The sequence below is a fragment of the Bacillus sp. JJ1562 genome, from assembly GCF_036962705.1.
Lineage (GTDB): Bacteria > Bacillota > Bacilli > Bacillales > Bacillaceae_L > Ferdinandcohnia.
In genome coordinates this window covers 54,218-77,205 of the sequence record NZ_JBALOQ010000002.1, presented here as the reverse complement: position 1 = coordinate 77,205, position 22,988 = coordinate 54,218, and the positions used below count along the sequence as shown (strand labels likewise).

Below are 22,988 nucleotides of genomic sequence, written 5' to 3'. Positions count from 1 at the left end.
ACTTTATATAAAACTTTGACACTATCTATTTTGTATTTCTAATAAAGCCTTTTGATGTCTCTAATCTGACTAAAGCTTCTTCATATGAACAATTTAGTAAGATCATGACAATAGCAGGTTTTACTTGCTGGTGCGCTTCTTCGAGATAGGATTGCGCCGCTTCATAATCAACACCAGTTGCTTCCATTATGATTTTCTTAGAGCGCTCTATTAATTTCTTGTTTGTCGGTTGGACATCCACCATTAAGTTTTCATATACTTTTCCAATCCCTATCATGGATGCTGTTGTAATCATATTCAACACAAGCTTCTGTGCTGTGCCAGCCTTTAATCTAGTTGAACCGGTTACAACTTCTGGACCTGTTACTACCTCGATTGCTACATCTGCAATATTACCTATTACTGAATCTTTATTATTGCTTACGCTTGCAGTGGCTGCACCGACTTGTTTAGCATAATTTAATGCACCTATAACATACGGAGTTCTTCCACTGGCAGCTATCCCGACAACTACATCCTTTTCCGTTAACGAAATAGCCTTTAAGTCATCACTTCCTAAAATATCATTATCCTCCGCACCTTCAACAGCAGTTGTAATCGCTTTCTCTCCACCCGCGATAATACCAACTACTAAACTAGAATCCACTCCAAAAGTTGGAGGACATTCCGAGGCATCCAATACACCAAGACGACCACTTGTCCCTGCACCAACATAAATGAGTCTACCGCCATTTCTGAATGCTTGAACAGTTAGGTTGACAACGCTTTCTATTTTGTCAATCTGATTCCCTACAGCTAACGGAACTTTTGAATCCTCTTCATTCATCAACATTAAAATTTCTTTAACAGACTTTTTATCTAAATCCATGCTATTAGGGTTTCTCAATTCTGTAGTTAATTTATCGAGCATTATCTCACCTTCTTAGTTGAAATTTTACTTCTTACTTTGATTATAACTTTTAGGAATTAAAAGTCAATATAATTATATGAATATATGAAATTAAATTTCATGGATTAGAAAGAAAGAGTCCTTCTACCGACGTAAACGGACTACCTCATCCCTAGCCTCATGATATTGATTAATCACACTTTCTCCTTTTAAATGGAAAACACTTAAATATAATGCATCAATTATAGTTAGTTGTGTCATTCTGGAGGGAATGCTTCCGATTCGATAATCATGCTCTACCTTCGGGGTACCTAAAATTATATCCGCCTCTTTATAAAGTGGCGATTTATCGATATTGGTAATCGCAATAACAGTTGCACCTTTTGATTTAGCAAACCTTGATAAGTCTAAGACATCCTTTGTTTTTCCTGACATGCTTACGGCAATAAATACAGACGAAGAGTTTAAATGCGGAATTGCTGAAAGCAAAAAATGAAAATCATGGTGATTGGTACATGGATAACCGAGTTTTGTGAACTTATAATAACCATCTAAGGCTGCAATTGCAGAACCACCTACCCCATAAAACATCAGTTTTTCTGCATTTACTAAAACGTCTACTGCCTTTTCAAATTCCTTCCGATCTAATGAGGCTGATGTTACTTCTATAGCAGCCTTATTTACATATGCTACCTTTTGAAACAAGTCATACGGTTCATCTTTTTTATGCAATATATTAAAATCGGTCAAGTTCATATCTGTTAAGGTAATGTCTTTTACAAGCTCTAGTTTAAAGGATTTGAAACTTCCAATTCCGATAGATTTACAAAATCTTATAACAGTCGACTCACCTACTTCACTGTTCTTTGACAAATCCTTAGTTGTCATATTAGGCACCAATTCAGGATGTTTCAAAATATATTCTCCTATTTTCCTTTCGGCTTCTGATAGTCTGCTCAAATGTTGCTCAATTCTTAACAGTAACGAACTCATCTCTATTTACACCTCTAGTATAGATTTTACGATCAGTATTTTAATGAAATAAAATTTCATGGTCTTATCTTTTTATTATAGCCGATAAACTTTCATTTTCATAATGAATAAGATAAATTAAAACTAAAATACCATATCACCTAGTTTCTTATCTTTTCATAAAAAAAAGGCCATCTGGCCTTTTTTTGAATACTAGTATTTATTTATCTTCCTTTGGTTCCACTATTTTTTCATGAATCTCTGCTTCAATGGCTTCAACATGCTTTTCTTCAAGCTTTTGGTGTGGTTGTGGATGAAACCACCGGATTTCTCCTTCGTGTACAAATCCCTTGAATTCCTCGCCTTGCACTTGTAGGATGAATTGCTTACGTTCATATGTGCGGTCCTCAAAGGCTTGCTTTATTTCAAAGTCCTTAATCCCAGTAGTAATTCCATGTTCCTTCATCGAGTCGTAGATTGCCGCTTCGATCGCTTCTACCTTTTCCTCACCAATCATTTGTTTCGGATGTGGATGAAGCCATTTGATTTCGTCATCATGAAAGTGCCCCTTGAATTCATCACCTTGAATTTTAAATGTAAAGGCATGTCTTTGATGATGAACATGATCCTCCAAAAGTGGTTCAACCGCAAAGTTTTCGATTACGGGTTTTTCTTCATTGTTTTCCTTGGACATTTGAAGCCCCCTCATTTATTCACTAATTAAAGTAATATCCAAGTTTATCTTAAATATTCTTCAATTTCAAAGAGTGGAGGCCTCTGTTAAATAAATTTAATACTTTCGTAATGAACTCGGTACTGTTCCAAACCATCTTTGCGTAATTTCCATATGGACATTTGAGAATATACGTTCAATGAGTTGCGTCGAATTGGCAAGCACTCGAATACTAAATCCTGGTACAGCTAACCTTGATAGCCCAAAGGTAAAGTCAGATTCGTTTCCTTTAATTCTTTCATACAACTCGTCTAGTAGATGGTTACTAGTTTGATTGCCAATCACAATCATTGATCCTAGATGAGTATAACCTTCCATAAACCCGATATCTGTTAAAGTTTGCTGCGAAGGAGTTAGTTTAATATGATCAAATACACCGAGTTTGGCGTCTATATAAATCTCATTCACTAATTGAATAGTATTGTAACTGAATTTATCACCGCTCGGAGACCACCCCGGGGTTATGATGTCTGTATAAAGAAATGTAGCACCTGTTTCCATATGAATCACATTTTTTTGCTTATAATGAGCATTTTCATAGGCGATTAATGGATCAGGGAGATATTCCAAATAACTCCCTTTCTTAAGTAAAATCTCTGTTTCTTGATACACATAGTCTTTGGGTGTTTTATATACTTTCGTTGCGCCTTGAGTCGTTAAGGTAACCTTTGCACCTTCTTCAACTGCTATCTCCATCCTATAGCGATCGCCATCTAAATATCCTCCACCTGGATTTAAAAGGTAGTAACAAACCTGCCCTGAATCATCATGATACACCGGCCTCATCACCTTGAAGGCACCCTGAAAATAAACCCTCTTTGCAACAGTCTTTCCGTTACGGTCTTCTAGATTCAAGGATAATTCACCTGTCCAAGCTGTCATCTTACTCTAATCCTTTTAATAATACATGCTTCTTTATCCAGTCTATGACCTCATCGAGTCCTTCTTCATTTTTTAAGTTCGTAAAAACAAATGGTTTATCTCCTCGAAATACTCTCGTATCATCAGCCATCACTTCCAAGCTAGCTCCTACATGTGGCGCAAGATCGGTCTTGTTAATAATAAACAAATCGGATTTAATCATACCTTGTCCACCTTTACGAGGTATCTTCTCCCCTTGAGCCACATCGATGATGTAAATCGAGAAATCAACCAATTCCGGACTAAAGGTAGCTGCAAGATTGTCTCCGCCACTTTCAACGAAAATAACCTCAACATCAGGATGACGGTTCACTAACTCATCAATCGCCGCAAAGTTCATCGAGGCGTCCTCACGTATAGCTGTATGTGGACACCCGCCTGTCTCTACACCTATGATTCGATCTTCAGGAAGCACACCATTTTCGATAAGAAACTTTGCGTCTTCCTTCGTATAGATGTCATTGGTGACAACGGCCATCTTTACTTCACCCTCAAGACGGCGTGTTAATTTTTCTACTAGCATTGTTTTACCTGCTCCAACAGGTCCTCCAACTCCAATTTTAACTGGTTCCATTTATTACTCTCCTTTTATTTAAGACATAAAAATTCGAATATTGACTCTTTCATGCTTCATTTGGGATAACTCAAGGCCTGGAGATACAATTCCAAAATCCTCTTCCGGCAATTCTAGAATCTTTTCAGCTGCCGTGGTTAATTCAGATTGAAAATCATGAATTAGCTGCTGTCCAGCAGTTTGACCAAGAGGAATGGCTCGAACAGCATTTTGAACAAGGCTCGAAGTTGTGGAATATAAATAATACAGGATGGTATTTGGTTTTGTTATCCCTAGCCCGAAAGCAACCATTGTAAATACGATAGATGGGTGGCCGTATGCCTGCTTCTGCCTAATCTGTTCGTTGTACTGTACGAGTGATGGTATGTCGTATAAGGTTATAGCAAGCTTAAGCATGCGATCCCCAATCATTTGTGTTCCTTCTCTTGTTTCTCGCGGTAGATTCTGAACAGTTAGCTTTCGATCAAGTTCCCATATTTGTCCTATATCCTCATTTAGTAATGCCTCATAAACGAGACGACATGAAAGCCCATCTGTATAGATGAGCTGCTCATGAACATATACTTGAAGCCACTTGTAAAATGTATTCTTATCCGTTACAAGGTTCTCTTGTATATAAGTCTCTAACCCAAATGAATGGCTGAATGCTCCAGTCGGTAGATTAGAGTCACATAATTGAAATAAGGACAGGATGTTTTTATCCATGGCTATGACCTATATGTCTAAACGCTTGTTTTACCTTTCTGTCTTCCCGTTTATACGGAATTTCAAGCTGTTGCAACAGCTCCTCGATTAGGTAATCATATTGCACGAGCATATCTTCATCTTCGAATTGAGCAGGGAGGTGACGATTTCCGAGCTGATGAGCAATCGTTCCCATTTCTTTTATATTCCGAGGGCTGATGACAAGCAGGTCATCTGAGAGCACATCAATGACAATGATATTTTTGTCATCCATGTATAACACATCGCCCGTTTCTAGATCCCGGGTTTCCTTTAGTCGAATGCCTATTTCTTTGCCATGATCGGTTTTAACCCTTTGAATTCTTTTCACTAAATGTGCGCTTTCTAAATACACTTTTTCGATATGGCGCTTTTCAATTTCACTGCGATCCATTTCTTCTAAATTCGTAATAATTCTTTCAATAATCAACCACGTTCACCTCAAAATAGAAAATATCGCTGCCCCATCGGAACCACATCAACCGGTTCACATGTTAACAGCTCCCCGTTAACTCTTACTTCATATGTTTGTGGATCAACCGTAATTTCCGGTGTTTCAGAATTCAATTTCATATCTTTTTTCGATAGGGTGCGGATGCCACCAACAGGAAGAATAATTTTTTCCAGTCCAAGCTTTTCATGGACCCCTTCGTCGTAAGCCGCTTGAGAAATAAATGTGACTGAGCTTTTGGACAATGCTTTTCCGTATTGCGCGTACATCGGACGGTATATATATGGCTGTGGAGTAGGGATGGACGCATTCGCATCTCCCATCAAACCGGTGACAACAAGTCCGTTCTTAATCACCATTTCCGGTTTTACTCCAAAAAACTTGGGTGACCACAAGACAAGGTCCGCCATTTTCCCTTCTTCAATTGAGCCGACATGTTTGGAAATACCATGTGTAATTGCAGGGTTAATCGTGTATTTGGCTATATAGCGTTTTGCCCGGTTATTATCCGCGAACTTAGCATCACCCTGCATAGCCCCTCTTTGTTTTTTCATTTTATCGGCCACTTGCCATGTACGTATGATGACCTCACCAACACGCCCCATCGCCTGGGAGTCAGAGCTAACCATACTGAAGACGCCCATGTCTTGTAGAATGTCCTCTGCTGCAATTGTTTCCCTTCTAATTCTTGAATCTGCAAAAGCGATATCTTCAGGAACTGAAGGGTTTAAGTGGTGACATACCATGACCATATCTAAGTGTTCATCAACTGTATTGACCGTGTAAGGGAGTGTTGGATTAGTTGATGAAGGTAAAATATTTGGGTATCCAGCCGATTTTATCAGGTCAGGCGCATGACCCCCACCCGCTCCCTCAGTATGATACATGTGAAGGACCCGGTCTTTTACCGCTGCCATCGTACGTTCCATAAATCCACTTTCATTCAATGTATCTGCGTGAAGAGCAACTTGAATATCATATTCTTCAGCCACTCTCAAGGCATAATCAAGGGATGAACCCGTCGCTCCCCAATCCTCGTGAACCTTTAACCCAATAACTCCGGCTTTCACTTGCTCCGCTAATGGGGCCATAGAAGCAGCATGTCCTTTGCCTGTAAATCCGACATTGATTGGAAGACCCTCTGCTGCTTGGAGCATACGGTGGATATTCCATTCACCTGGCGTAACCGTAGTAGCCTTCGAACCAGCAACAGGACCAGTCCCACCACCTATTAATGTCGTTGTACCTGCAGTGAGTGCCACTTGAACCTGCTCTGGGTTAATAAAATGAACATGTGTATCAATCGCGCCAGCGGTAACAATTAAGCCTTCTCCCGCGATTATTTCTGTCGATGCACCAATAATAATATCCACATTATCCATTACCAATGGATTACCACTTTTTCCAATCTTATAGATTTTTCCATCTCGAAGGGCAAGGTCTGCTTTAACAATGCCTGTGTAATCAAGAATGACAACGTTTGTAATTACCGTATCAGCAACGCCTTCTCCTCGAGTCGCAAGTGGATGCTGACCCATACCGTCACGGATAACCTTCCCGCCACCAAATACAACCTCTTCCCCGTAAGTGGTGTAATCCTTTTCAATTTGAATAAATAAATCCGTGTCTGCTAGCCGGATTGAATCGCCTGTTGTTGGTCCAAACATTTCTGCGTATTGTTTTCTAGACATTTTGAAACTCATTATTTACACCCACCTTCTAGAGAGCCATCTACTTTATTATTAAAACCATATACTCTGCGTTCTCCAGCTAAACAAATGAGTTGAATCTCTTTTTCATCCCCTGGCTCAAATCGAACAGCTGCACCAGCAGGGATATTTAATCGTTTTCCATATGCTTCTTCCCTATTAAAAAGAAGAGCTTCATTCACTTCGAAAAAATGAAAATGTGATCCTACTTGAATAGGGCGGTCGCCTGTATTTGTAACAGAAATGGAATAAATCTCTCTTCCTTCGTTGCAAATAATCTCTTCTTCTTTTAAAACATATTGCCCAGGTATCATAATGAAATCCCTCCTTGTATAATCAAATGCGTCTTGGCGTATTTGCGCCCGATTTTTAGGCCCACAGGAAGTGGGGCATAAAGACGTTGCCACAGGAAGTGGCGTTTTTAGTCTTTGATCTTACTGCTCGAAAAACTTCCTTTGAAAAATCGTGGCATCCGCCGGAGGCTTAACTTTTTTCAGCCCAGGTTTGTCCCCAGACTGAATGATATATTGTTTTGCATTATCCCTACTTATAGGTGAGAGCGACTTTTGCTGAAAAAAGTTAGCGTATTGGGCTATGGACAGTGACTAATTTCGTACCATCAGGAAAAGTCACTTCAACCTGAATATCGTCAATCATTTCGGGTATTCCCTCCATCACATCTTCCCGTGACAAGATGGTGGTGCCATACTCCATCAGTTCCGCAACGGTTTTTCCGTCTCTTGCTCCTTCAATGACTTCATAGGTAATTAATGAGACCGCTTCCGGATAGTTTAGTTTTAAGCCTCTTTCCTTCCGGCGCTTCGCAAGATCTGCTGCCACAACAATCATGAGCTTGTCAATTTCTCGAGGTAACAAATGCATACCATAAACCTCCCTATTAAATTTTCGAACATAAAAACGCCCTATTTGGGAATATAAGAAAAGAACTGATTTTTAAAAAATGTTAGAAACTTCCTCCCTCATTTTTCCCATTGCCATGGAGTTTAAACTCCGAGAGATTATTTTAATCCTCTTCCATTAATGGCTTGGGTACGTTTTATTAATTCACCTCCTTTTAAGTAATAAAAAAACAAACCATACTGATTTGAATTTTGGTAAACGTATGAACTTGTGACGGTTTGAAAAATAGGTTTTTTCAAGCGTTAAATTTTTAATATTTGGGTTCGACTTTTCGAAATTTGGGGGATTGGGGGAACTTTCCACTTTTGGATAAAATGGGCGAATTGTTTACACGTCGACTATAGCATATTTCGACAAAAAACTACAAACATTTTGTGAAAGTCATCACAATATCTTGTATCCAAGCGTACTAGCATTGTTTTCTTTGCAGGATTTTTACGATTAATCTCGAAATAAATATTGTATTCAACATAAGGAGGAACATACTTTGAATCAACATATCCAAAACTACTTAACTGAAAACAAAGAATCTCATCTACAAGAACTATTTGAATTTCTTAAAATCCCGAGTATAAGTGCATTACCCGATCATAAAGGAGATGTCAACGCTACTGCAGAATGGGTTGCTGAGGCACTCCGTAAAATCGGTATGGAAAATGTCAGCATTCACCCAACTAAAGGCCATCCAGTTGTATATGCGGACTGGCTTCATGCAGAAGGAAAGCCTACAGTATTAATTTATGGACATTATGATGTTCAGCCAGTTGACCCACTTCATTTATGGGACAGCCCTCCATTTGAGCCAGAAATTCGTGACGATAAAATCTTCGCGCGTGGAGCAAGTGATGATAAAGGACAAACCTTTATGCATCTTAAAGCACTCGAAGCAATTTTTAAGACGGAAGGGACATTACCGCTTAACTTCAAATTCTGTATTGAAGGTGAAGAAGAAGTAGGTAGCCCGAACCTCCCCGCTTTTGTTAAGGAAAATAAAGAATTGCTTGCTGCTGACGTTATTGTTATCTCTGACACAAGCATGAACGAACGCGGAAAACCAACAATTTGCTATGGTGTACGCGGACTTGCAGGTCTTCAAATTGATGTAAAAGGATCTAACAGCGACTTACACTCTGGACTTTACGGTGGCGGCGTACATAATCCAATCAATGCACTTGTTCAATTATTGGACTCCTTTCATAATGAGGACGGAAAAGTTACTGTTGAAGGTTTCTATGATGATGTACTTCCATTAACAGATGAAGAAAAGCAAGCATATGAAGCTTTAAACTTTGATGAGGAGAAACAGCGTCAAGAGCTAGGTGTCCCTACTCTATACGGGGAAAAGGGCTATAGTTATCTTGAACGAACATGGGTCCGTCCAACCCTTGACATAAACGGGATTTACGGTGGATTCCAAGGCGATGGCATCAAGACGGTTATTCCTTCAGAAGCCCATGCCAAAATCACATGTCGTCTAGTTCCAAACCAGGATCCCGACGTAATTGTCGAACAGTTAAAACAACATATCGAGAAAAACAAACCAGCTGGCGTTGAAGTTAACCTTCAGCTTTTTGACAAAGGTGCGCCATATGTTACGCCATTTGATCATCCAGCGATTCAAGCGGCAAGCCGTGCGTATGAAGAAGTATATAAGGTGTCAACATCATTTACTCGCGGTGGTGGTTCATTGCCGATTATTGCGACCTTGGACGAAGTGCTTCATGCTCCAATTGTTTTAATGGGCTTTGGGCTTCCGACTGAAAACTTCCATGCGCCTAACGAGCACTTCCACCTTGAGAATTTTGACAAAGGCTTGGAAACTCTATGCACATACTGGTTTGAATTGGAGAAGTCGTTATAGGAAAAAGGTGGATTCCCGGGTTGGGATCCACCTTTTTTGAAATAAGAGTTAATGATGGACTTTTAGCGCGGGCTCCAGATCCGTTCGGGACTTCAGCGTACCGATGAAGGACTTTCAGTGCAGGCTCCAGATGCATTCGGGACTTCATCACACCGATGAAGGACTTTCAGCGCAGGCTCTAGATGCATTCGGGACTTCATCGTACCGATGAAGGACTTTCAGCGCGGGCTCCGGCTACGTTCGGGACTTCACCACACCGATGAAAAACTTATTCTTTCATTAGGTTACGTCGTTATGATATTTAGAACCTTATTTTCCAGCTAAAAATGCTTGAACCTGTCCAATGGTTGGCAATGCGCTCATGGCTCCTTTTTTTGAGACTGCAAGCGCACCAGACACACTTGCAAAAGCAGCGATTTCCTTGATTTCATCCAGTGTATACTCAGTTATCTTTTTATCTCTTTCACTGAACTGGTATAGCAATCCAGACACAAACGCATCTCCGGCACCTGTCGTGTCAACGCTCTTTACCTTTCTTGCTTCCACAAAAATGGACTCACCCTTGTAAAATGCATGCACTCCATCCTTGCCAAGTGTGATAAATAAGAGTGGAATATTATATTCAGCTAGTTTTTCAACACCACGTTCAATATCTGTTTCACCTGTAATGAACTCTAATTCCACCTCTGAGAGCTTAACCACATCTGCCTCACTAAGCATTGAAGTAATTTTCTGTTTCGCTGTGTCTAAATCCTTCCAAAGCATCTGTCGTAGGTTCGGATCATAGGAAACAACTAGGCCATTTTCCTTCGCCAGTTGGAGTGCCTTTTTCGTCGCAGATTCCGCCGGGTCGTCTATTAATGAAATTGAACCAAAATGGAACACATTATGCTCATCAAAAAGAGACGCTGAAATCTCCTCTGGAGTTAAAAAGCGATCCGCACTTTTTTCAATATAAAATGAAAACTCGCGCTCACCATCTTCTCCCAATGTAACAAACACAATTGCAGTACGAAATTCCTTTGAAAGATACATCGTATCCGTTTGAACATTAAAGTTTGTTAAGGTCTGTTTTAAAAAGTTGCCAAGAACATCGTCCCCTACCTTACCAACGAAAGAGGACTTCGCACCAAGCCTCGCTGCTCCAACCGCTACATTGGCCGGTGCACCCCCAGGACTTTTTAAAAATTGCATATTGTCTTCGTCAAGTGGAATGAAATCAATTAAAGCCTCTCCTAAACAAATAACTCCCTGTTTCATCTCTTCACTTCCTAATCTAAATCCCATTTCTTAATATTAAATTGAAGCTTGCCTTCTGCTATAAAAGAAACGGACTCATTTTTCGCACCCGGGAAAAATCGCGCTGTAAAAACTTCCTCTCCATCATTCACAAAAATCTCAATTGAGGAAGTATCCAAAAACACGTGTAGCTTTTTAATCCCATAAATCTGACAATGCCGCGATTCCACACGCCCATCTTTAAAGTTCTTCCGATGGAGACTCATTTTGTTTTCTTTTGCGGAATAAAAGAAGCTTGCAGCGCCTCTGAATTTGATTTCAAAGGAATCTGTATCATATGAAAGTCCGTCAATGAGCATTTCCATTGTTGTTCCTTGTATCTTATCGAGCGTCACAATCTCTCTATTGACTTGAACATTTTCATACGAAACTTCATTTTTTCGTAATTGCTGCAGTTCTTCTACAGGCTGCTGAACTATTTTTTCTGCTTTGAGGGTAAGAACACGTGGCAATGTCATTGCATGAATCCACCCGTTTTCAATGGTCGGCTGATACTTTTCATAATCATCTGTAATTCCCATCCACGCAAAAAGAAGTCTCCTTCCTTTTTCATCAATAGTGGTTTGAGGGGCATAGAAATCAAAGCCTCGATCTAGTTCAGTAAAAGCACCATGCTTGTAGAATGGCTTATCATAATCCAACTCTCCCACAAAATAGCCCGCTTGGAATAAATTATGATACAAATCACCCTCTGACTCAAGTCCCTGAGGTGAAACGAGAAGAATATCTTTTCCCCCCAACTCAAATAAGTCTGGACACTCCCACATATAACCAAACGGACCTAATTCGTTCATTTCCGAACCCGTAATCGCACCGTGAAAATCCCAATCTTTTAGGTTATTAGAGGAATAAAAAACAACCTTCCCTTGTTCTTTAAGATCTTGCGCACCTAGCACCATATACCAAGTACCCTCTTTTTCCCAAACCTTTGGGTCGCGAAAATGGGCTGTATAGCCTTCTGGAAGATGGATGACTGGTCCCTTTTTCTCAAAGGTTAAACCATCATTTGAGACTGCCATGCACTGGTAGGACTCACGTTCACCCTCTTCATTCTTCACATTTCCTGTATAAAATAGGACCATTTTTTCTTCATGTTCAACTGCGCTTCCCGAATAACAGCCATTTTTCTCAAACCATTCACTTGGAGCAAGGGCAATCGGTTGGTGCTCCCAATTTACAAGGTCTTTTGAGGTATAGTGTCCCCAAAATTTCGAACCGTGTGCTGTTTCAAAGGGGTTCCATTGGTAAAACAGATGGTAAACACCTTTATATTGTATGAACCCATTTGGATCATTTAACAAACCAACCGGAGGCATTAAGTGAAATCTCAGACGGTACGGGTCGTTTTCGACCTTCTCCCTATTTTGCGCAACTTCCTGATTTGCTTTTTCAATTAATTTTTGCTGATTCATGATGAACTCCTTACGTAAAGAAGGCAAGTTATTACTTGCCTTCTGTTTTTGTCTAGTTCCAGGCGCCATCGGCTCTCTGGTCATAAGCCAATCGCTTCGGAAGGTAAATTACACCTTCTTTCAGCGCTTGTCTTATGCTTGTCGCCGATTTGCGGGCGCCTTGTACATTTCTTATTTTTCTTGCATTTTATCTGAGTACCCGAACATCCAAGTAAGAATGAAAGCAACCGCAATTGCTACTACGTTCACGAGGATATAGAGTAAAATTTGTCCGTTTAAATAAAGCAATGTTCCTGGGATTACCGTGATTGCCATCCCTGTTCCTTTAAGGCCAAGGATTGAAGCTAAGAAGCCACCGACACCACCACCGATAAGTCCCATGATAAATGGTTTCACATAACGAAGGTTAACCCCGAAAATAGCTGGCTCTGTAATACCCAAAAATGCAGATAATGTAGATGGTAATGCTAAAGCTTTTAATTTTGCTGATTTTGTTTTTAATCCTACTGCTAAAGCTGCTCCACCTTGTGCTGCCACCGCACATGTCACAATTGCGTTATACGGGTTGAAGCCGAAGTTTTCAAGTAATTGAATTTCTAATAAGTTAAAGACGTGGTGAACACCTGTAATAACGATAATTTGGTTAAGGAATCCAATGATTATTCCCGCTAAACCAAATGGCCATTCAAGTACTGCCACTGTTGCATCTAGAATCCAACTTTCAACTGTATGGAAAACAGGTCCGATTGCAAATAGGGCTAAAGCAATCATGATAAGTAGTGTTAAAAATGGAGTAACTATTAAATCTAGTGCTTCTGGAACACGTTTGCGAATCCATTTTTCAAGCTTTGCACCTACAATACCTGCGATAAACGCTGGGATAACGGAACCTTGATAACCGACTACTGGTATGAATCCAAAGAACATAATCGGGTCAACCTCACCCCCTGCGACTCCCCATGCGTTTGGCAAGGATGGACTAACAAGCATTAATCCAAGTATAAGTCCGATGGTTGGGTTACCGCCAAACACACGGAATGTTGACCATGCGACAAGAGCAGGTAAGAAAATAAAGGCTGTATCCGTTAAAATTTGTGTAAATAAAATAAAGTTTTGAGAAATATCAGCAGGTGTTAAGCCAAACCACGCAAGAATTTGCTCTTGCATCACTAAACCACGAACACCCATGAAAAGACCTGTTGCAACTAGTGCTGGAATGATTGGGACGAACACGTCACCGAATGAACGAATCGCACGTTGAAACGCATTTCCACTTTTCGCAGCTTCTTTTGATTGATCGGCTTTTGTCGATGTGTCAATTCCAAGCTTTTCAACCTCTTCATAAATACGGTTTACTGTTCCTGTACCAAGGATGACTTGGAATTGGCCTGAGTTAAAGAATGCACCTTTAACTTTATCTACATTTTCAATCTTTTCTTGGTTGATTTTTTCTTTGTCTTGAACCATTATTCGTAATCTTGTTGCACAGTGTGCAGCGGAGAGAATATTTTCTTTGCCACCAACTGCCTCGATAATTTCTTCAGCAATTCGACGATTTTCTGACATTTATGATCACCCCTATAAAAATAGTGTCCGTATGGTATCGATTACATATACATAGGTAATCGATTACATATTTGCGTAAAAATTAAGATGGTTCATGTGTAATCGATTACACACCCATCACGAGATTGATTATATACTATCTCGAATTATTAGTCTATAGTCGATTTGTTTTTTTTCTGAGGAAATCCCTACCTGTAAAATCTGTAGCAAAGTCTTAGCCGCTTCTGCTCCCGTATGCTCACTCAGAAAGTCTACCGTTGTTAATTTTGGAACAACATACTTGGATAAATCGGATGCCCCCATTCCTGTTAAAGCAACATCATTCGGAATCTCCAAGCCCTGTTCTTTTAGATATTCCATCGCTCCAATCGCCAATCGATCTGTAACAGCAACAATTGCAGTCGGTTTCTCCGAAGAAACTTCAAAAATTTTCTTCGCCATCGAATAGCCTGATTCAATTGTAAATTCTGCTTTTTCAATCCACTTGTTGACAACAGGTAGTTGGTTTTCCTCCAACGCCGCTAAGTAACCAGCTTTCCGCTTGTATCCAACCTCATAATCCGCCTCGTCTACACCAATAAAAGCAATGTTACGATGACCTTTTTCAATTAATAGATTGGTGATGTCCTTTGCAGCTTGGAAGTTATTGTTGATGACAGAAGCTACCCCCTCCATCTCTTGACCAGTCGCGACAAATGGAATACGTAGTTTTTTGATTTCCGTTAACAGGTCCTCGCCACGATTGGTAGCAAGAAGAATGATCCCATCAACCTGTTTACTTTTTAAAAGCTTCACATACTCGATTTCTTTTTCCGGATCAAGATTTGTGTTTGTAAGTAAAATTTGATAGCCATGCTTTGCCAATTCTTCACTGATTCCACTGACAAGCCTACTTGCTGTTTCTGTGCTTAGCTTTGGTAAAATGACACCAATGACATTGGATTGCTTAGTCCGCAATGCTTTTGCGTGCTCACTTGGAATATAGCCTGTTTCTTCTATAATTTTTAAAATTCGCTTCCGAACATCGTCACTCACATACCCTGAATTGTTCAGCACACGCGAAACAGTTGCACTCGACACATTTGCCAGTCTCGCTATTTCCTTCATCGTCACCATGACATTTCCTCCAGTACATTTCATTCCTCTTTATTTTACACAATTCTTTCAGGGACAATAGGAAATTTATTAATTTCGAAAAATATTTGTTCTTCAGGATGTCGGAATCCATTATAATAGGCTCAAATATACAAGGATATGAATCGGAAAAGGTCGTGGGGTAAATGATTGAAAAGCTTGAACTAGTTAACTTTAATAAAGTAAAACCACTTCTTCATGGATTAGAGAACCATCCAGTTATAAATGGGGTCATCAATAGCAATAATCTTGGCGAGATTTATGTGGACAACCAGAATCTGCCCAAAACAGCTTTTATTTGGGCAAAAAATGAAATGTTCTATCTTTGCGGGAAGGTTGATGATCAGAAGTTTAACTCGGAGCTTGAAGATTATATTGCATCTGTGATTCGTGACGAAGCACTCCCTGAGGAAGATACATTAAATCTCGAAATTTATCCAAACCATGAATGGAATAGATCCGTTGAATCAATTTTTACACGAGTCTCTCTTCAGACAGGTGAACGTGTTCCGTTTATTTTTCATAAAGAATGGTTTAACCCAAACGATCCGAAGGAAATCCCTGATGGTTATGAGGTAAAGCTAATTAACAAGGAGCTAATTGAATGGGATGAAAGTCACATCGTTAAAAATGAAATCATGAAGTTTTGGGGCGAATCCCTGGAGTCATTTTTTCAAAAAGGCTTTGGATATACCGTCGTTCAAGGTTCAACTATTATCGGAACCTGCCTGTCTGTTTTTGTATCGAAAAATGAATACGAGATTGGGATTAACACATATGATTCAAGCCATCGGGGTAAAGGGCTAGCTACTGCAATGGCAAGAGCCTTTATCAAGGAATGTCTAAGTCGAGGCGGAAACCCGCATTGGACAACAGAATCATTTCGCAAAGACTCCATTGTAATTGCGAAGAAGGTTGGCTTTGAGCAGCTAAATCATTACCCAGTTTATTACTTGCCGTTTGAGAAATTTGTCATAAAATAAGGAGTTCGCCTTTTGGGAAACTCCTTTTTATCTATACTTCTTATATAATAAACTCCTGAATCGAGCAGTTTCTTTCATCAAATCGTTCCTCATAATTCCCCTTTGTACTTTTTGAAATAATATTTCTCCAAAATACCCGGGCACGCTCATTCTTCTCTGATTGTTTGACATACCAATTTCCAGGAAACATAGCAAAGATTTGCTCGGCAACAGATGAACCGATTCCTTTGCCCTCATAGCCCCTCATTATAAAAAATTCTTCTATCGAATTAGGTTCCTCTTCCGTTTGACTTTGCATTAAAACAAAGCCTGCAAGCAAACCATCCACTCTTACAAAATAAGCATGATGGTTACGCTCCGTCCAATAGACATCAAGATTAAACCTATCAAAATAGCCATTATCATTTATCCTTATACTACTCATATACTTCGTAAATTCATATATATAAAATTGCATGAGATTATGTAAAACCTCTTCTTCCTCTTTAGAAACAGCTTGAATTTGAATGTGCATTTTTAAGTGCTCCTCTATAGTTTCGTCCGTATACTCCACAACTCTGGGAAAAAGCGGTGGTTTATAACCTGCTTCAAATACTCGACGCCTGCCGAGCCACCTGTTCCCCTCTTGTACCCGATAATTCTTTCAACGGTAATCATGTGATTGTAGCGCCATTTTTGTTGATGGGATTCAATATCCACTAGCTTCTCTGCAAGCTCGTAAAAATCCCAATACTTTTCAATATTTTGATAGACCTGTAACCAGGCCTGTTCAACGCTTTCGTTGGCCTTATAATCCTCCGTCCAATCCCGTTCAAGGCACGATTTGTCAATTTTAAAGCCTCTCTTTGAAAGTGCTAGAATTGCCGCATCATACATGCTTTTTTCTTTAAGCGCAGCCTCAACCTGTTTGTATACTTTGGGTTGATGCTTATAGACGCCGAGCACATTTGTTTTTTTATGTCCTAGTGCAAACTCGATTAACCGATTTTGATAGGATTGGAAGCCCGAAGACTTTCCAAGTTCTCCTCGAAATTCCATATATTCAGATGGAGTCAATGTTGAGAGAACATCCCAAGATTGAATCAATTGTTGCTGAATTCTTGAGACCCTTGATAGCATTTTAAACGCAGGTTCAAGATCATTTTTTAAAATAGACGCTTTTGCCGCGTTCACCTCATGTAAAATAAGCTTCATCCAAAGCTCACTTGTTTGGTGAATAATGATAAACAGCATCTCATCATGATGCTTTGAAAGCTGATGCTGGCTTGAAAGCAATGTATCTAACTTAAGATAATCTCCATACGTCATGTCCTTTGATAAATCATCGTAAATGCCGTCGTGTTTACTCATACACGTCTCCTTTCTATATTGAAGAGATGGTAACTGATTTTCTAATCCTTATTTTCTATGAATATGCAAAAACTCCTTTATAATTGAGGAATTTTTTTGCCGGAGCTTGGCTCTATCAATTTTATTTCAGTTCTATCGACTTTATTATGATTCTATCGATTTTAATCCAATTCTATCGGTTTTATTTCGATTCTATCGATTTTAGCCAAAATGTAACCCCGTGAAAAAAATAAAAAGCCCCCTGGAAACCAATTCCCGGAAGCTTCAAACTAAACTTTCTTTTTTCTTTTGAAAATTAACTGATTCAGCACCTCTGATATAACGAGTCCAAACGCTATCGCACCTGAAATCATGAATGCCTTCGCTGCTAGTGATAAAGCTGTAGAATAGTCATTTTCCACAAAGTTCCGCATCGAATTGTATGCAATTCCACCTGGCACCAATGGGATGATTCCTACGATACTATAAATAATAACTGGATTTTTATAAACTTTAGCAAAGATATGGCTGATGATCCCAACCAAAAGTGAGGCAACAAGCGTTGCATAAACTGCATCAAAACCTCTAAAAAATAAGAATATATATAACACCCAACTCATCATTCCGACTAGTCCACATTTTATCAGTGACCTTTTCGGAACATTGAAGATGATTCCAAATGTACTTGAAGCAACTAAGCTTGTAATCAAATGGGAAAGCATTTTAAACTCCTTTCATCTTAGAAAATCGCAAGCACGACTGCTATCCCTGTGCCAATCGCTAAAGCAGTCAAAAAAGCTTCCGCGCCTTTGGAGATTCCTGAAATAAGGTGACCCGCAATCAAATCCCTGATTGCATTTGTAATCAACAAACCAGGTACAAGTGGCATCACAGAACCGATAATGATTTTATCAAGCTCTGCCCCTACCCCAGTAATGATAAAGACATAGGCAACGATTCCGATTACAAAAGACGCCATTATCTCAGAAAAAAATTTAATTCGAATTAACGAGTGAATAAAGATGAAAAAGGCAAAGCCCACTCCACCGGCAACACACGCTGGTAAAAAATCCGTCCAAGTCCCAAGGAACATGATTGTAAAACAGCCACTAGCTATGGCTGCTGAAAAAATTTGAATCCAAATTGGATAGGAAAGATCCTTTTTTGAAAGACCATCTAACTCCCGTTTTGCCTCTTGAAGCGTTAAATCCCCGCTGCTAATTCTGCGCGATATGCTATTTACCAAGGTTACTTTTTCTAAATCTGTAGACCTCTCATTGATTCGTATTAAATTAGTCGGTTCTGCGCCATTTGTTGAAAACATAATCGCAGTTGGTGTTACATAGCTTTGGGACGTTACAATCCCAAATGCTGCGGCCATCCGGTCCATCGTATCCTCTACTCGATACGTCTCGGCCCCACCCTCAAGCATTATTTTACCCGCTAACAGACAGATCTCCACAATTTCACTCTTTTTTTCCATAAAACATCGCTCCGATGGTTAAAAAATTCACATACAGTAAAGCTTATATGAAAGACAACCTCATAATCAACTTAAACTTTGGTAAACATGAGATTAATGGTAATTATTCTGGATTTATGATATATTCATCCATTATAGAGGATGTTCAAAAAGAAACGAAAGAAACAGATTTTTTTGAGCCTTCAGTACAGGATAACGAAAGAGGTTATGGCCGTGGAGAATAATAACGTTTCAAATTTTATTAGGAATATCATAATCGACGATTTAGAAACAGGTAAACGCGATCATGTCGTTACCCGCTTTCCTCCAGAACCAAATGGATACTTACATATCGGACATGCTAAATCGATCGTATTGAATTTTGACCTTGCAGACGAATTCAAGGGCAGAACAAACCTACGTTTCGATGATACAAACCCTTTGAAAGAGGACATAGAATTTGTAAACTCGATTAAAGAGGATGTAAAATGGCTTGGGTATGATTGGGAAGGTCTATTTTTTGCTTCGGATTACTTTGAAGAAATGTACAACCGTGCTGTTTTATTAATCAAAAAAGGCCTTGCGTATGTGGACGATTTAAGTGCAGATGAAATCCGTGAATATCGCGGCACCCTAACAGAGCCTGGAAAAGAAAGTCCTTATCGTGACCGTACAATCGAAGAAAGCCTTGAGTTATTTGAAAACATGCGTGCGGGCAAGTACGAAAATGGTGAAAAAGTATTACGTGCAAAAATTGATATGAAGTCGCCGAACATCAATTTACGTGACCCAGTTATTTACCGAATTTCGCATACGACTCATCATAACACAGGTGATAAATGGTGTATCTATCCTTTATATGCTTTTGCTCACCCTCTTGAGGATGCGATTGAAGGTGTAACCCATTCTGTTTGTACGATTGAATTCGAGGATCAACGTCCTTTTTACAATTGGGTTGTTGAGCATTGTGAAATGGAAAATACACCACAGCAAATTGAATTCGGCCGCATCAATTTAACAAATACCGTAATGAGTAAGCGAAAATTGAAGCAGCTTGTTGAGGAAAACTTTGTGGACGGCTGGGACGACCCTCGCATGCCTACTATTTCAGGGCTTAGAAGAAAGGGCTATACGCCTGAAGCAATTCGTACATTCTGCCGTGAATTAGGGGTAGCGAAAAATAACGGAACGGTTGATACACAAATGCTCGAGCATTTCGTTCGTGAGGATTTAAAGCTAAAGGTACCACGTACAATGGGTATCATTAATCCGCTTAAAGTCGTGATTACGAACTATCCAGAAGGACAAGTGGAAATGCTGGATGCTGAAATTAACCCAGAAAATCCGGATATGGGAATCAGACGAATTCCCTTTTCTCGTGAAATTTATATTGAACAAGAGGATTTCATGGAAAATCCACCGAAAAAGTATTTCCGTCTCTTCCCTGGTAATGAGGTTCGTCTAAAGCATGCGTACTTCATCAAATGTGAAGAAGTGATTAAGGATGAGGAAGGAAATGTGGTTGAGCTTCGTTGCACCTATGACCCTGAAACAAAGAGTGGTACTGGCTTTACCGGTCGTAAGGTAAAGGGTACGATTCACTGGGTTGAAGCAACTCAAGCGGTTCCTGCTGAATTCCGTCTCTATGAGCCGCTTATTTTAGATGCAGAAGAAAATGAGGAAGCAGAAGACAAAACATTCCTCGATTATGTCAATCCAAATTCACTTGCGATTTTGAATGGATTCGTTGAACCTAACATGAAAGATGTGAAACCGCAGGATAAATTCCAATTCTTTAGACATGGCTACTTCAATGTGGACCCTAAACACACAACTGAAGACCATCTCGTCTTTAACCGAGTTGTTTCATTAAAAAGTTCATTTAAATTATAGAAAAAAGACTCGTGCACCCCAATTGGATGTTGCACGAGTCTTCTTTTTGGGTCAAGGGGACAGGTCCCTCGTCCCAAATTTAAGATTGATATTGAACCTGATGTAGATTCGCAAAGATACCGCCTTTTTCAAGCAGTTCATCATGTCCACCTTGTTCAGCAATACCGTCTTCCGTTACCACTACAATGCGGTCTGCATTACGGATGGTTGCCAAACGGTGAGCAATGACAAGAGTAGTGCGATTTTTCGAAAGCTCTGTAAGTGCTTTTTGGATGATTTGTTCAGTTTCTGTATCTAATGCAGAAGTGGCTTCATCCAAGATTAAGATTGGTGGGTTCTTCAAAAACATTCGGGCAATCGCAATCCGTTGTTTTTGGCCACCTGAAAGCTTAAGTCCCCGTTCTCCAACCTGTGTTTCATAGCCATCTGGTAGTCCAGCAATAAAGTCTTCTAAATGGGCGCGCTTTGCAGCTTCCTCTATTTGTTCATCGGTTGCTCCTAGCATCCCGTAAGCAATATTTTCTTTTAATGTTCCTGTAAAAAGGAAAACATCCTGCTGCACAATTCCAATCTGCGAACGCAATGATTGTTTGGTCATTTTACGAATATCCATGCCGTCAATTGATATGGCACCGCCATTAACATCGTAGAAACGCGGAATTAATGAGCAAATCGTTGTTTTCCCCGCTCCAGATGGTCCGACAAAAGCGACCGTTTCTCCTGCATGAACCTTTAGATTAATATCCTTTAAGACAGATCCCTGCTTTTCATCATAACCAAATGTTACATGGTCAAACACGATATCGCCACGGAGGGATGGAACTGCCACTGCATCCTTTGCATCCTCCACCTCTGGTTCCATATCGAGCAGCTCTGTAAAGCGCTTGAAGCCTGCCATACCCTTTGGATAAAGCTCCAATAAGGCACTTATTTTGTCAATCGGTTTAAAAAGAACATTGACATAAAGGACAAATCCAACTAGTTCCCCGTAGGTAAGCTGGTTGTTAAAGCTTAGCCATGCACCGACAACTAGAACGATTAGCACAAACAAGCGTGTCATGAAATAAATACCTGCAGATGTTGATCCCATTACCTTATAAGCACTTAGCTTAGAGCGACGGAATTTGCGATTGTCTACCTTGAACCTAGAAATTTCAAATTCTTCATTTGTGAAGGATTGGACAACACGCGCACCTGCAACACTGTCCTCCACCCGTGCATTGACATCGGCGATATTGCCATACATCGCCTTCCACGCACGATTCATACGAACATTCGAAAATGCAATCAGCCAAATTAAAAATGGCACAACAATAATCGCGATTAAAGCTAGCTTCACATTGATCGTGAGCATAATCCAAAACGCCCCGACAAAGGTCATGATGGCAATGAACAAATCCTCAGGACCATGATGGGCAAGCTCCCCGATATCAAACAAATCATTCGTAATCCGGCTCATAACATGACCCGTTTTTGTGTTATCGAAAAAGCGAAACGATTGCCGTTGCACATGCTGGAACAGCTGCTGCCTCATATCGGTTTCAATATTGATTCCAAGCTTGTGGCCCCAATAGCCCACGATAAATTGAAGACCTGAGCTGACAATATATAAAACTAACAACCCGATGCTCACCCATACGATTGTGGACCAGTTATTGGTTGGCAAGAGTTCATCGATAAACCATTGCACCGCAAGCGGAAAGGCAAGCTCTAAAAGAGCAACAATCACCGCACAGCTAAAATCAATTAGGAACAGCGTCCGGTGCGGCCTGTAATATGTAAAAAAACGTTGAATCATCCTACTCTCTCCTTATGACATATACCTATTTCGAATTATAAGCCGTTTCACCTAAATTTGACAAACTATTTTGCCGTTCGAAATATAATTTTGGGGTTGAGTTGGAGGACAGGCTTACGCTATTCTCTGCTTCATGTATCGTAAGACCCTACTAGAGGCTCTTATTTGTACCTTCATTCGTTTGTCTTAGCCTTAGCGAGGGTATGAATATTGCTTTTTCATACCCTCACTTACTTGCCTTAGCCCGAGTGAGGGTATGATTAACACTTTTTCGTACCCTCACCTGCTTGCCTTAGCCCGAGTGAAGGTATGATTAACACTTTTTCGTACCCTCACTTACTTGCCTTAGCCCGAGTGA

General features: G+C 39.9%; 22 protein-coding genes. 3 read left to right on the top strand and 19 right to left on the bottom strand.

Annotated elements, in window-relative coordinates; all coding sequences use genetic code 11:
* Positions 1-25 precede the first annotated feature (25 nt).
* From murQ to V7097_RS00370, 10 genes are all read right to left on the bottom strand, one after another.
* Positions 26-910, bottom strand: a complete 885-nt coding sequence (gene murQ, locus V7097_RS00415) for an N-acetylmuramic acid 6-phosphate etherase (RefSeq protein WP_335701613.1) — start codon at positions 908-910, stop codon at positions 26-28.
* A 123-nt stretch (positions 911-1,033) separates the two neighbouring features.
* Positions 1,034-1,882, bottom strand: coding sequence for a MurR/RpiR family transcriptional regulator (locus V7097_RS00410; RefSeq protein WP_335701612.1), 849 nt, complete (start codon positions 1,880-1,882; stop codon positions 1,034-1,036).
* 199 nt (positions 1,883-2,081) lie between these two features.
* Positions 2,082-2,555 carry a hypothetical protein gene (locus V7097_RS00405; RefSeq protein WP_335701611.1) on the bottom strand — a complete coding sequence of 158 codons (474 nt, stop codon included), beginning with the start codon at positions 2,553-2,555 and terminating at the stop codon, positions 2,082-2,084.
* Positions 2,556-2,651: 96 nt separating this feature from the next.
* Positions 2,652-3,476 carry an urease accessory protein UreD gene (locus V7097_RS00400; RefSeq protein ID WP_335701610.1) on the bottom strand — a complete coding sequence of 275 codons (825 nt, stop codon included), beginning with the start codon at positions 3,474-3,476 and terminating at the stop codon, positions 2,652-2,654.
* A 1-nt stretch (position 3,477) separates the two neighbouring features.
* A complete protein-coding gene (ureG, locus tag V7097_RS00395; protein WP_335701609.1) occupies positions 3,478-4,089 on the bottom strand; it encodes an urease accessory protein UreG in 612 nt (203 codons plus the stop codon).
* A gap of 18 nt (positions 4,090-4,107) precedes the next feature.
* Positions 4,108-4,794 (bottom strand): urease accessory protein UreF, encoded by a 687-nt coding sequence (locus tag V7097_RS00390; RefSeq protein WP_335701608.1) that lies wholly within the window; start codon positions 4,792-4,794, stop codon positions 4,108-4,110.
* Entirely contained in the window at positions 4,787-5,242 is a 456-nt protein-coding gene (ureE, locus tag V7097_RS00385) for an urease accessory protein UreE (RefSeq protein WP_335701607.1), read from the bottom strand. The genes V7097_RS00390 and ureE overlap by 8 nt, the downstream gene beginning before the upstream one ends.
* Before the next feature lie 11 nt (positions 5,243-5,253).
* Entirely contained in the window at positions 5,254-6,966 is a 1,713-nt protein-coding gene (gene ureC / locus V7097_RS00380) for an urease subunit alpha (RefSeq protein ID WP_335701606.1), read from the bottom strand.
* Positions 6,966-7,286, bottom strand: coding sequence for an urease subunit beta (locus tag V7097_RS00375; RefSeq protein ID WP_335701605.1), 321 nt, complete (start codon positions 7,284-7,286; stop codon positions 6,966-6,968). Before V7097_RS00375 ends, ureC begins: the two co-directional genes overlap by 1 nt.
* A 265-nt stretch (positions 7,287-7,551) precedes the next feature.
* On the bottom strand, positions 7,552-7,854 hold the full coding sequence (locus tag V7097_RS00370; protein WP_335701604.1) for an urease subunit gamma: 303 nt from the start codon (positions 7,852-7,854) through the stop codon (positions 7,552-7,554).
* A 526-nt stretch (positions 7,855-8,380) separates the two neighbouring features.
* On the opposite strand from V7097_RS00370, the gene V7097_RS00365 reads away from it, so the two are divergent.
* Positions 8,381-9,754, top strand: coding sequence for a dipeptidase (locus V7097_RS00365; RefSeq protein WP_335701603.1), 1,374 nt, complete (start codon positions 8,381-8,383; stop codon positions 9,752-9,754).
* A gap of 309 nt (positions 9,755-10,063) precedes the next feature.
* On the opposite strand, the gene V7097_RS00360 is transcribed toward V7097_RS00365, so the two are convergent.
* The 4 genes from V7097_RS00360 to V7097_RS00345 form a co-directional block, all read right to left on the bottom strand.
* Entirely contained in the window at positions 10,064-11,014 is a 951-nt protein-coding gene (locus V7097_RS00360) for an aminoimidazole riboside kinase (protein ID WP_335701602.1), read from the bottom strand.
* 11 nt (positions 11,015-11,025) lie between these two features.
* Positions 11,026-12,465: a glycoside hydrolase family 32 protein gene (locus V7097_RS00355; protein ID WP_335701601.1), complete on the bottom strand. Its 1,440-nt coding sequence runs from the start codon at positions 12,463-12,465 to the stop codon at positions 11,026-11,028.
* A 171-nt stretch (positions 12,466-12,636) separates the two neighbouring features.
* Positions 12,637-14,031 (bottom strand): sucrose-specific PTS transporter subunit IIBC, encoded by a 1,395-nt coding sequence (locus V7097_RS00350; protein WP_335701600.1) that lies wholly within the window; start codon positions 14,029-14,031, stop codon positions 12,637-12,639.
* 129 nt (positions 14,032-14,160) lie between these two features.
* Positions 14,161-15,147 carry a LacI family DNA-binding transcriptional regulator gene (locus V7097_RS00345; protein WP_335701599.1) on the bottom strand — a complete coding sequence of 329 codons (987 nt, stop codon included), beginning with the start codon at positions 15,145-15,147 and terminating at the stop codon, positions 14,161-14,163.
* A gap of 164 nt (positions 15,148-15,311) precedes the next feature.
* On the opposite strand from V7097_RS00345, the gene V7097_RS00340 reads away from it, so the two are divergent.
* Complete coding sequence (locus V7097_RS00340; RefSeq protein ID WP_335701598.1) at positions 15,312-16,148, top strand: GNAT family N-acetyltransferase; 837 nt, start codon at positions 15,312-15,314, stop codon at positions 16,146-16,148.
* Between the two features lie 40 nt (positions 16,149-16,188).
* Here the strand turns inward: V7097_RS00340 and V7097_RS00335 are convergent, their stop codons facing one another.
* From V7097_RS00335 to V7097_RS00320, 4 genes are all read right to left on the bottom strand, one after another.
* Positions 16,189-16,662: a GNAT family N-acetyltransferase gene (locus V7097_RS00335; RefSeq protein ID WP_335701597.1), complete on the bottom strand. Its 474-nt coding sequence runs from the start codon at positions 16,660-16,662 to the stop codon at positions 16,189-16,191.
* 14 nt (positions 16,663-16,676) lie between these two features.
* Positions 16,677-17,498, bottom strand: a complete 822-nt coding sequence (gene kynA / locus V7097_RS00330; protein ID WP_335701596.1) for a tryptophan 2,3-dioxygenase — start codon at positions 17,496-17,498, stop codon at positions 16,677-16,679.
* A 269-nt stretch (positions 17,499-17,767) separates the two neighbouring features.
* Complete coding sequence (locus tag V7097_RS00325; RefSeq protein ID WP_335701595.1) at positions 17,768-18,199, bottom strand: threonine/serine exporter family protein; 432 nt, start codon at positions 18,197-18,199, stop codon at positions 17,768-17,770.
* A gap of 17 nt (positions 18,200-18,216) precedes the next feature.
* Complete coding sequence (locus V7097_RS00320; RefSeq protein ID WP_335701594.1) at positions 18,217-18,960, bottom strand: threonine/serine exporter family protein; 744 nt, start codon at positions 18,958-18,960, stop codon at positions 18,217-18,219.
* A 207-nt stretch (positions 18,961-19,167) separates the two neighbouring features.
* Between V7097_RS00320 and V7097_RS00315 the strand changes: the two genes are divergently transcribed.
* Entirely contained in the window at positions 19,168-20,832 is a 1,665-nt protein-coding gene (locus tag V7097_RS00315) for a glutamine--tRNA ligase/YqeY domain fusion protein (protein ID WP_335701593.1), read from the top strand.
* Between the two features lie 79 nt (positions 20,833-20,911).
* Here the strand turns inward: V7097_RS00315 and V7097_RS00310 are convergent, their stop codons facing one another.
* Entirely contained in the window at positions 20,912-22,630 is a 1,719-nt protein-coding gene (locus V7097_RS00310) for an ABC transporter ATP-binding protein (RefSeq protein WP_335701592.1), read from the bottom strand.
* Positions 22,631-22,988 lie beyond the last annotated feature (358 nt).

Bases quoted from the DNA above. Each gene is read 5' to 3' on its own strand.
- murQ (WP_335701613.1), bottom strand. From the start codon at position 910: ATGCTCGATAAATTAACTACAGAATTGAGAAACCCTAATAGCATGGAT.
- V7097_RS00410 (WP_335701612.1), bottom strand. From the start codon at position 1,882: ATGAGTTCGTTACTGTTAAGAATTGAGCAACATTTGAGCAGACTATCA.
- V7097_RS00405 (WP_335701611.1), bottom strand. From the start codon at position 2,555: ATGTCCAAGGAAAACAATGAAGAAAAACCCGTAATCGAAAACTTTGCG.
- V7097_RS00400 (WP_335701610.1), bottom strand. From the start codon at position 3,476: ATGACAGCTTGGACAGGTGAATTATCCTTGAATCTAGAAGACCGTAAC.
- ureG (WP_335701609.1), bottom strand. From the start codon at position 4,089: ATGGAACCAGTTAAAATTGGAGTTGGAGGACCTGTTGGAGCAGGTAAA.
- V7097_RS00390 (WP_335701608.1), bottom strand. From the start codon at position 4,794: ATGGATAAAAACATCCTGTCCTTATTTCAATTATGTGACTCTAATCTA.
- ureC (WP_335701606.1), bottom strand. From the start codon at position 6,966: ATGAGTTTCAAAATGTCTAGAAAACAATACGCAGAAATGTTTGGACCA.
- V7097_RS00375 (WP_335701605.1), bottom strand. From the start codon at position 7,286: ATGATACCTGGGCAATATGTTTTAAAAGAAGAAGAGATTATTTGCAAC.
- V7097_RS00370 (WP_335701604.1), bottom strand. From the start codon at position 7,854: ATGCATTTGTTACCTCGAGAAATTGACAAGCTCATGATTGTTGTGGCA.
- V7097_RS00360 (WP_335701602.1), bottom strand. From the start codon at position 11,014: ATGAAACAGGGAGTTATTTGTTTAGGAGAGGCTTTAATTGATTTCATT.
- V7097_RS00355 (WP_335701601.1), bottom strand. From the start codon at position 12,465: ATGAATCAGCAAAAATTAATTGAAAAAGCAAATCAGGAAGTTGCGCAA.
- V7097_RS00350 (WP_335701600.1), bottom strand. From the start codon at position 14,031: ATGTCAGAAAATCGTCGAATTGCTGAAGAAATTATCGAGGCAGTTGGT.
- V7097_RS00345 (WP_335701599.1), bottom strand. From the start codon at position 15,147: ATGGTGACGATGAAGGAAATAGCGAGACTGGCAAATGTGTCGAGTGCA.
- V7097_RS00340 (WP_335701598.1), top strand. From the start codon at position 15,312: ATGATTGAAAAGCTTGAACTAGTTAACTTTAATAAAGTAAAACCACTT.
- V7097_RS00335 (WP_335701597.1), bottom strand. From the start codon at position 16,662: ATGCACATTCAAATTCAAGCTGTTTCTAAAGAGGAAGAAGAGGTTTTA.
- kynA (WP_335701596.1), bottom strand. From the start codon at position 17,498: ATGAGTAAACACGACGGCATTTACGATGATTTATCAAAGGACATGACG.
- V7097_RS00325 (WP_335701595.1), bottom strand. From the start codon at position 18,199: ATGCTTTCCCATTTGATTACAAGCTTAGTTGCTTCAAGTACATTTGGA.
- V7097_RS00320 (WP_335701594.1), bottom strand. From the start codon at position 18,960: ATGGAAAAAAAGAGTGAAATTGTGGAGATCTGTCTGTTAGCGGGTAAA.
- V7097_RS00315 (WP_335701593.1), top strand. From the start codon at position 19,168: ATGGCCGTGGAGAATAATAACGTTTCAAATTTTATTAGGAATATCATA.
- V7097_RS00310 (WP_335701592.1), bottom strand. From the start codon at position 22,630: ATGATTCAACGTTTTTTTACATATTACAGGCCGCACCGGACGCTGTTC.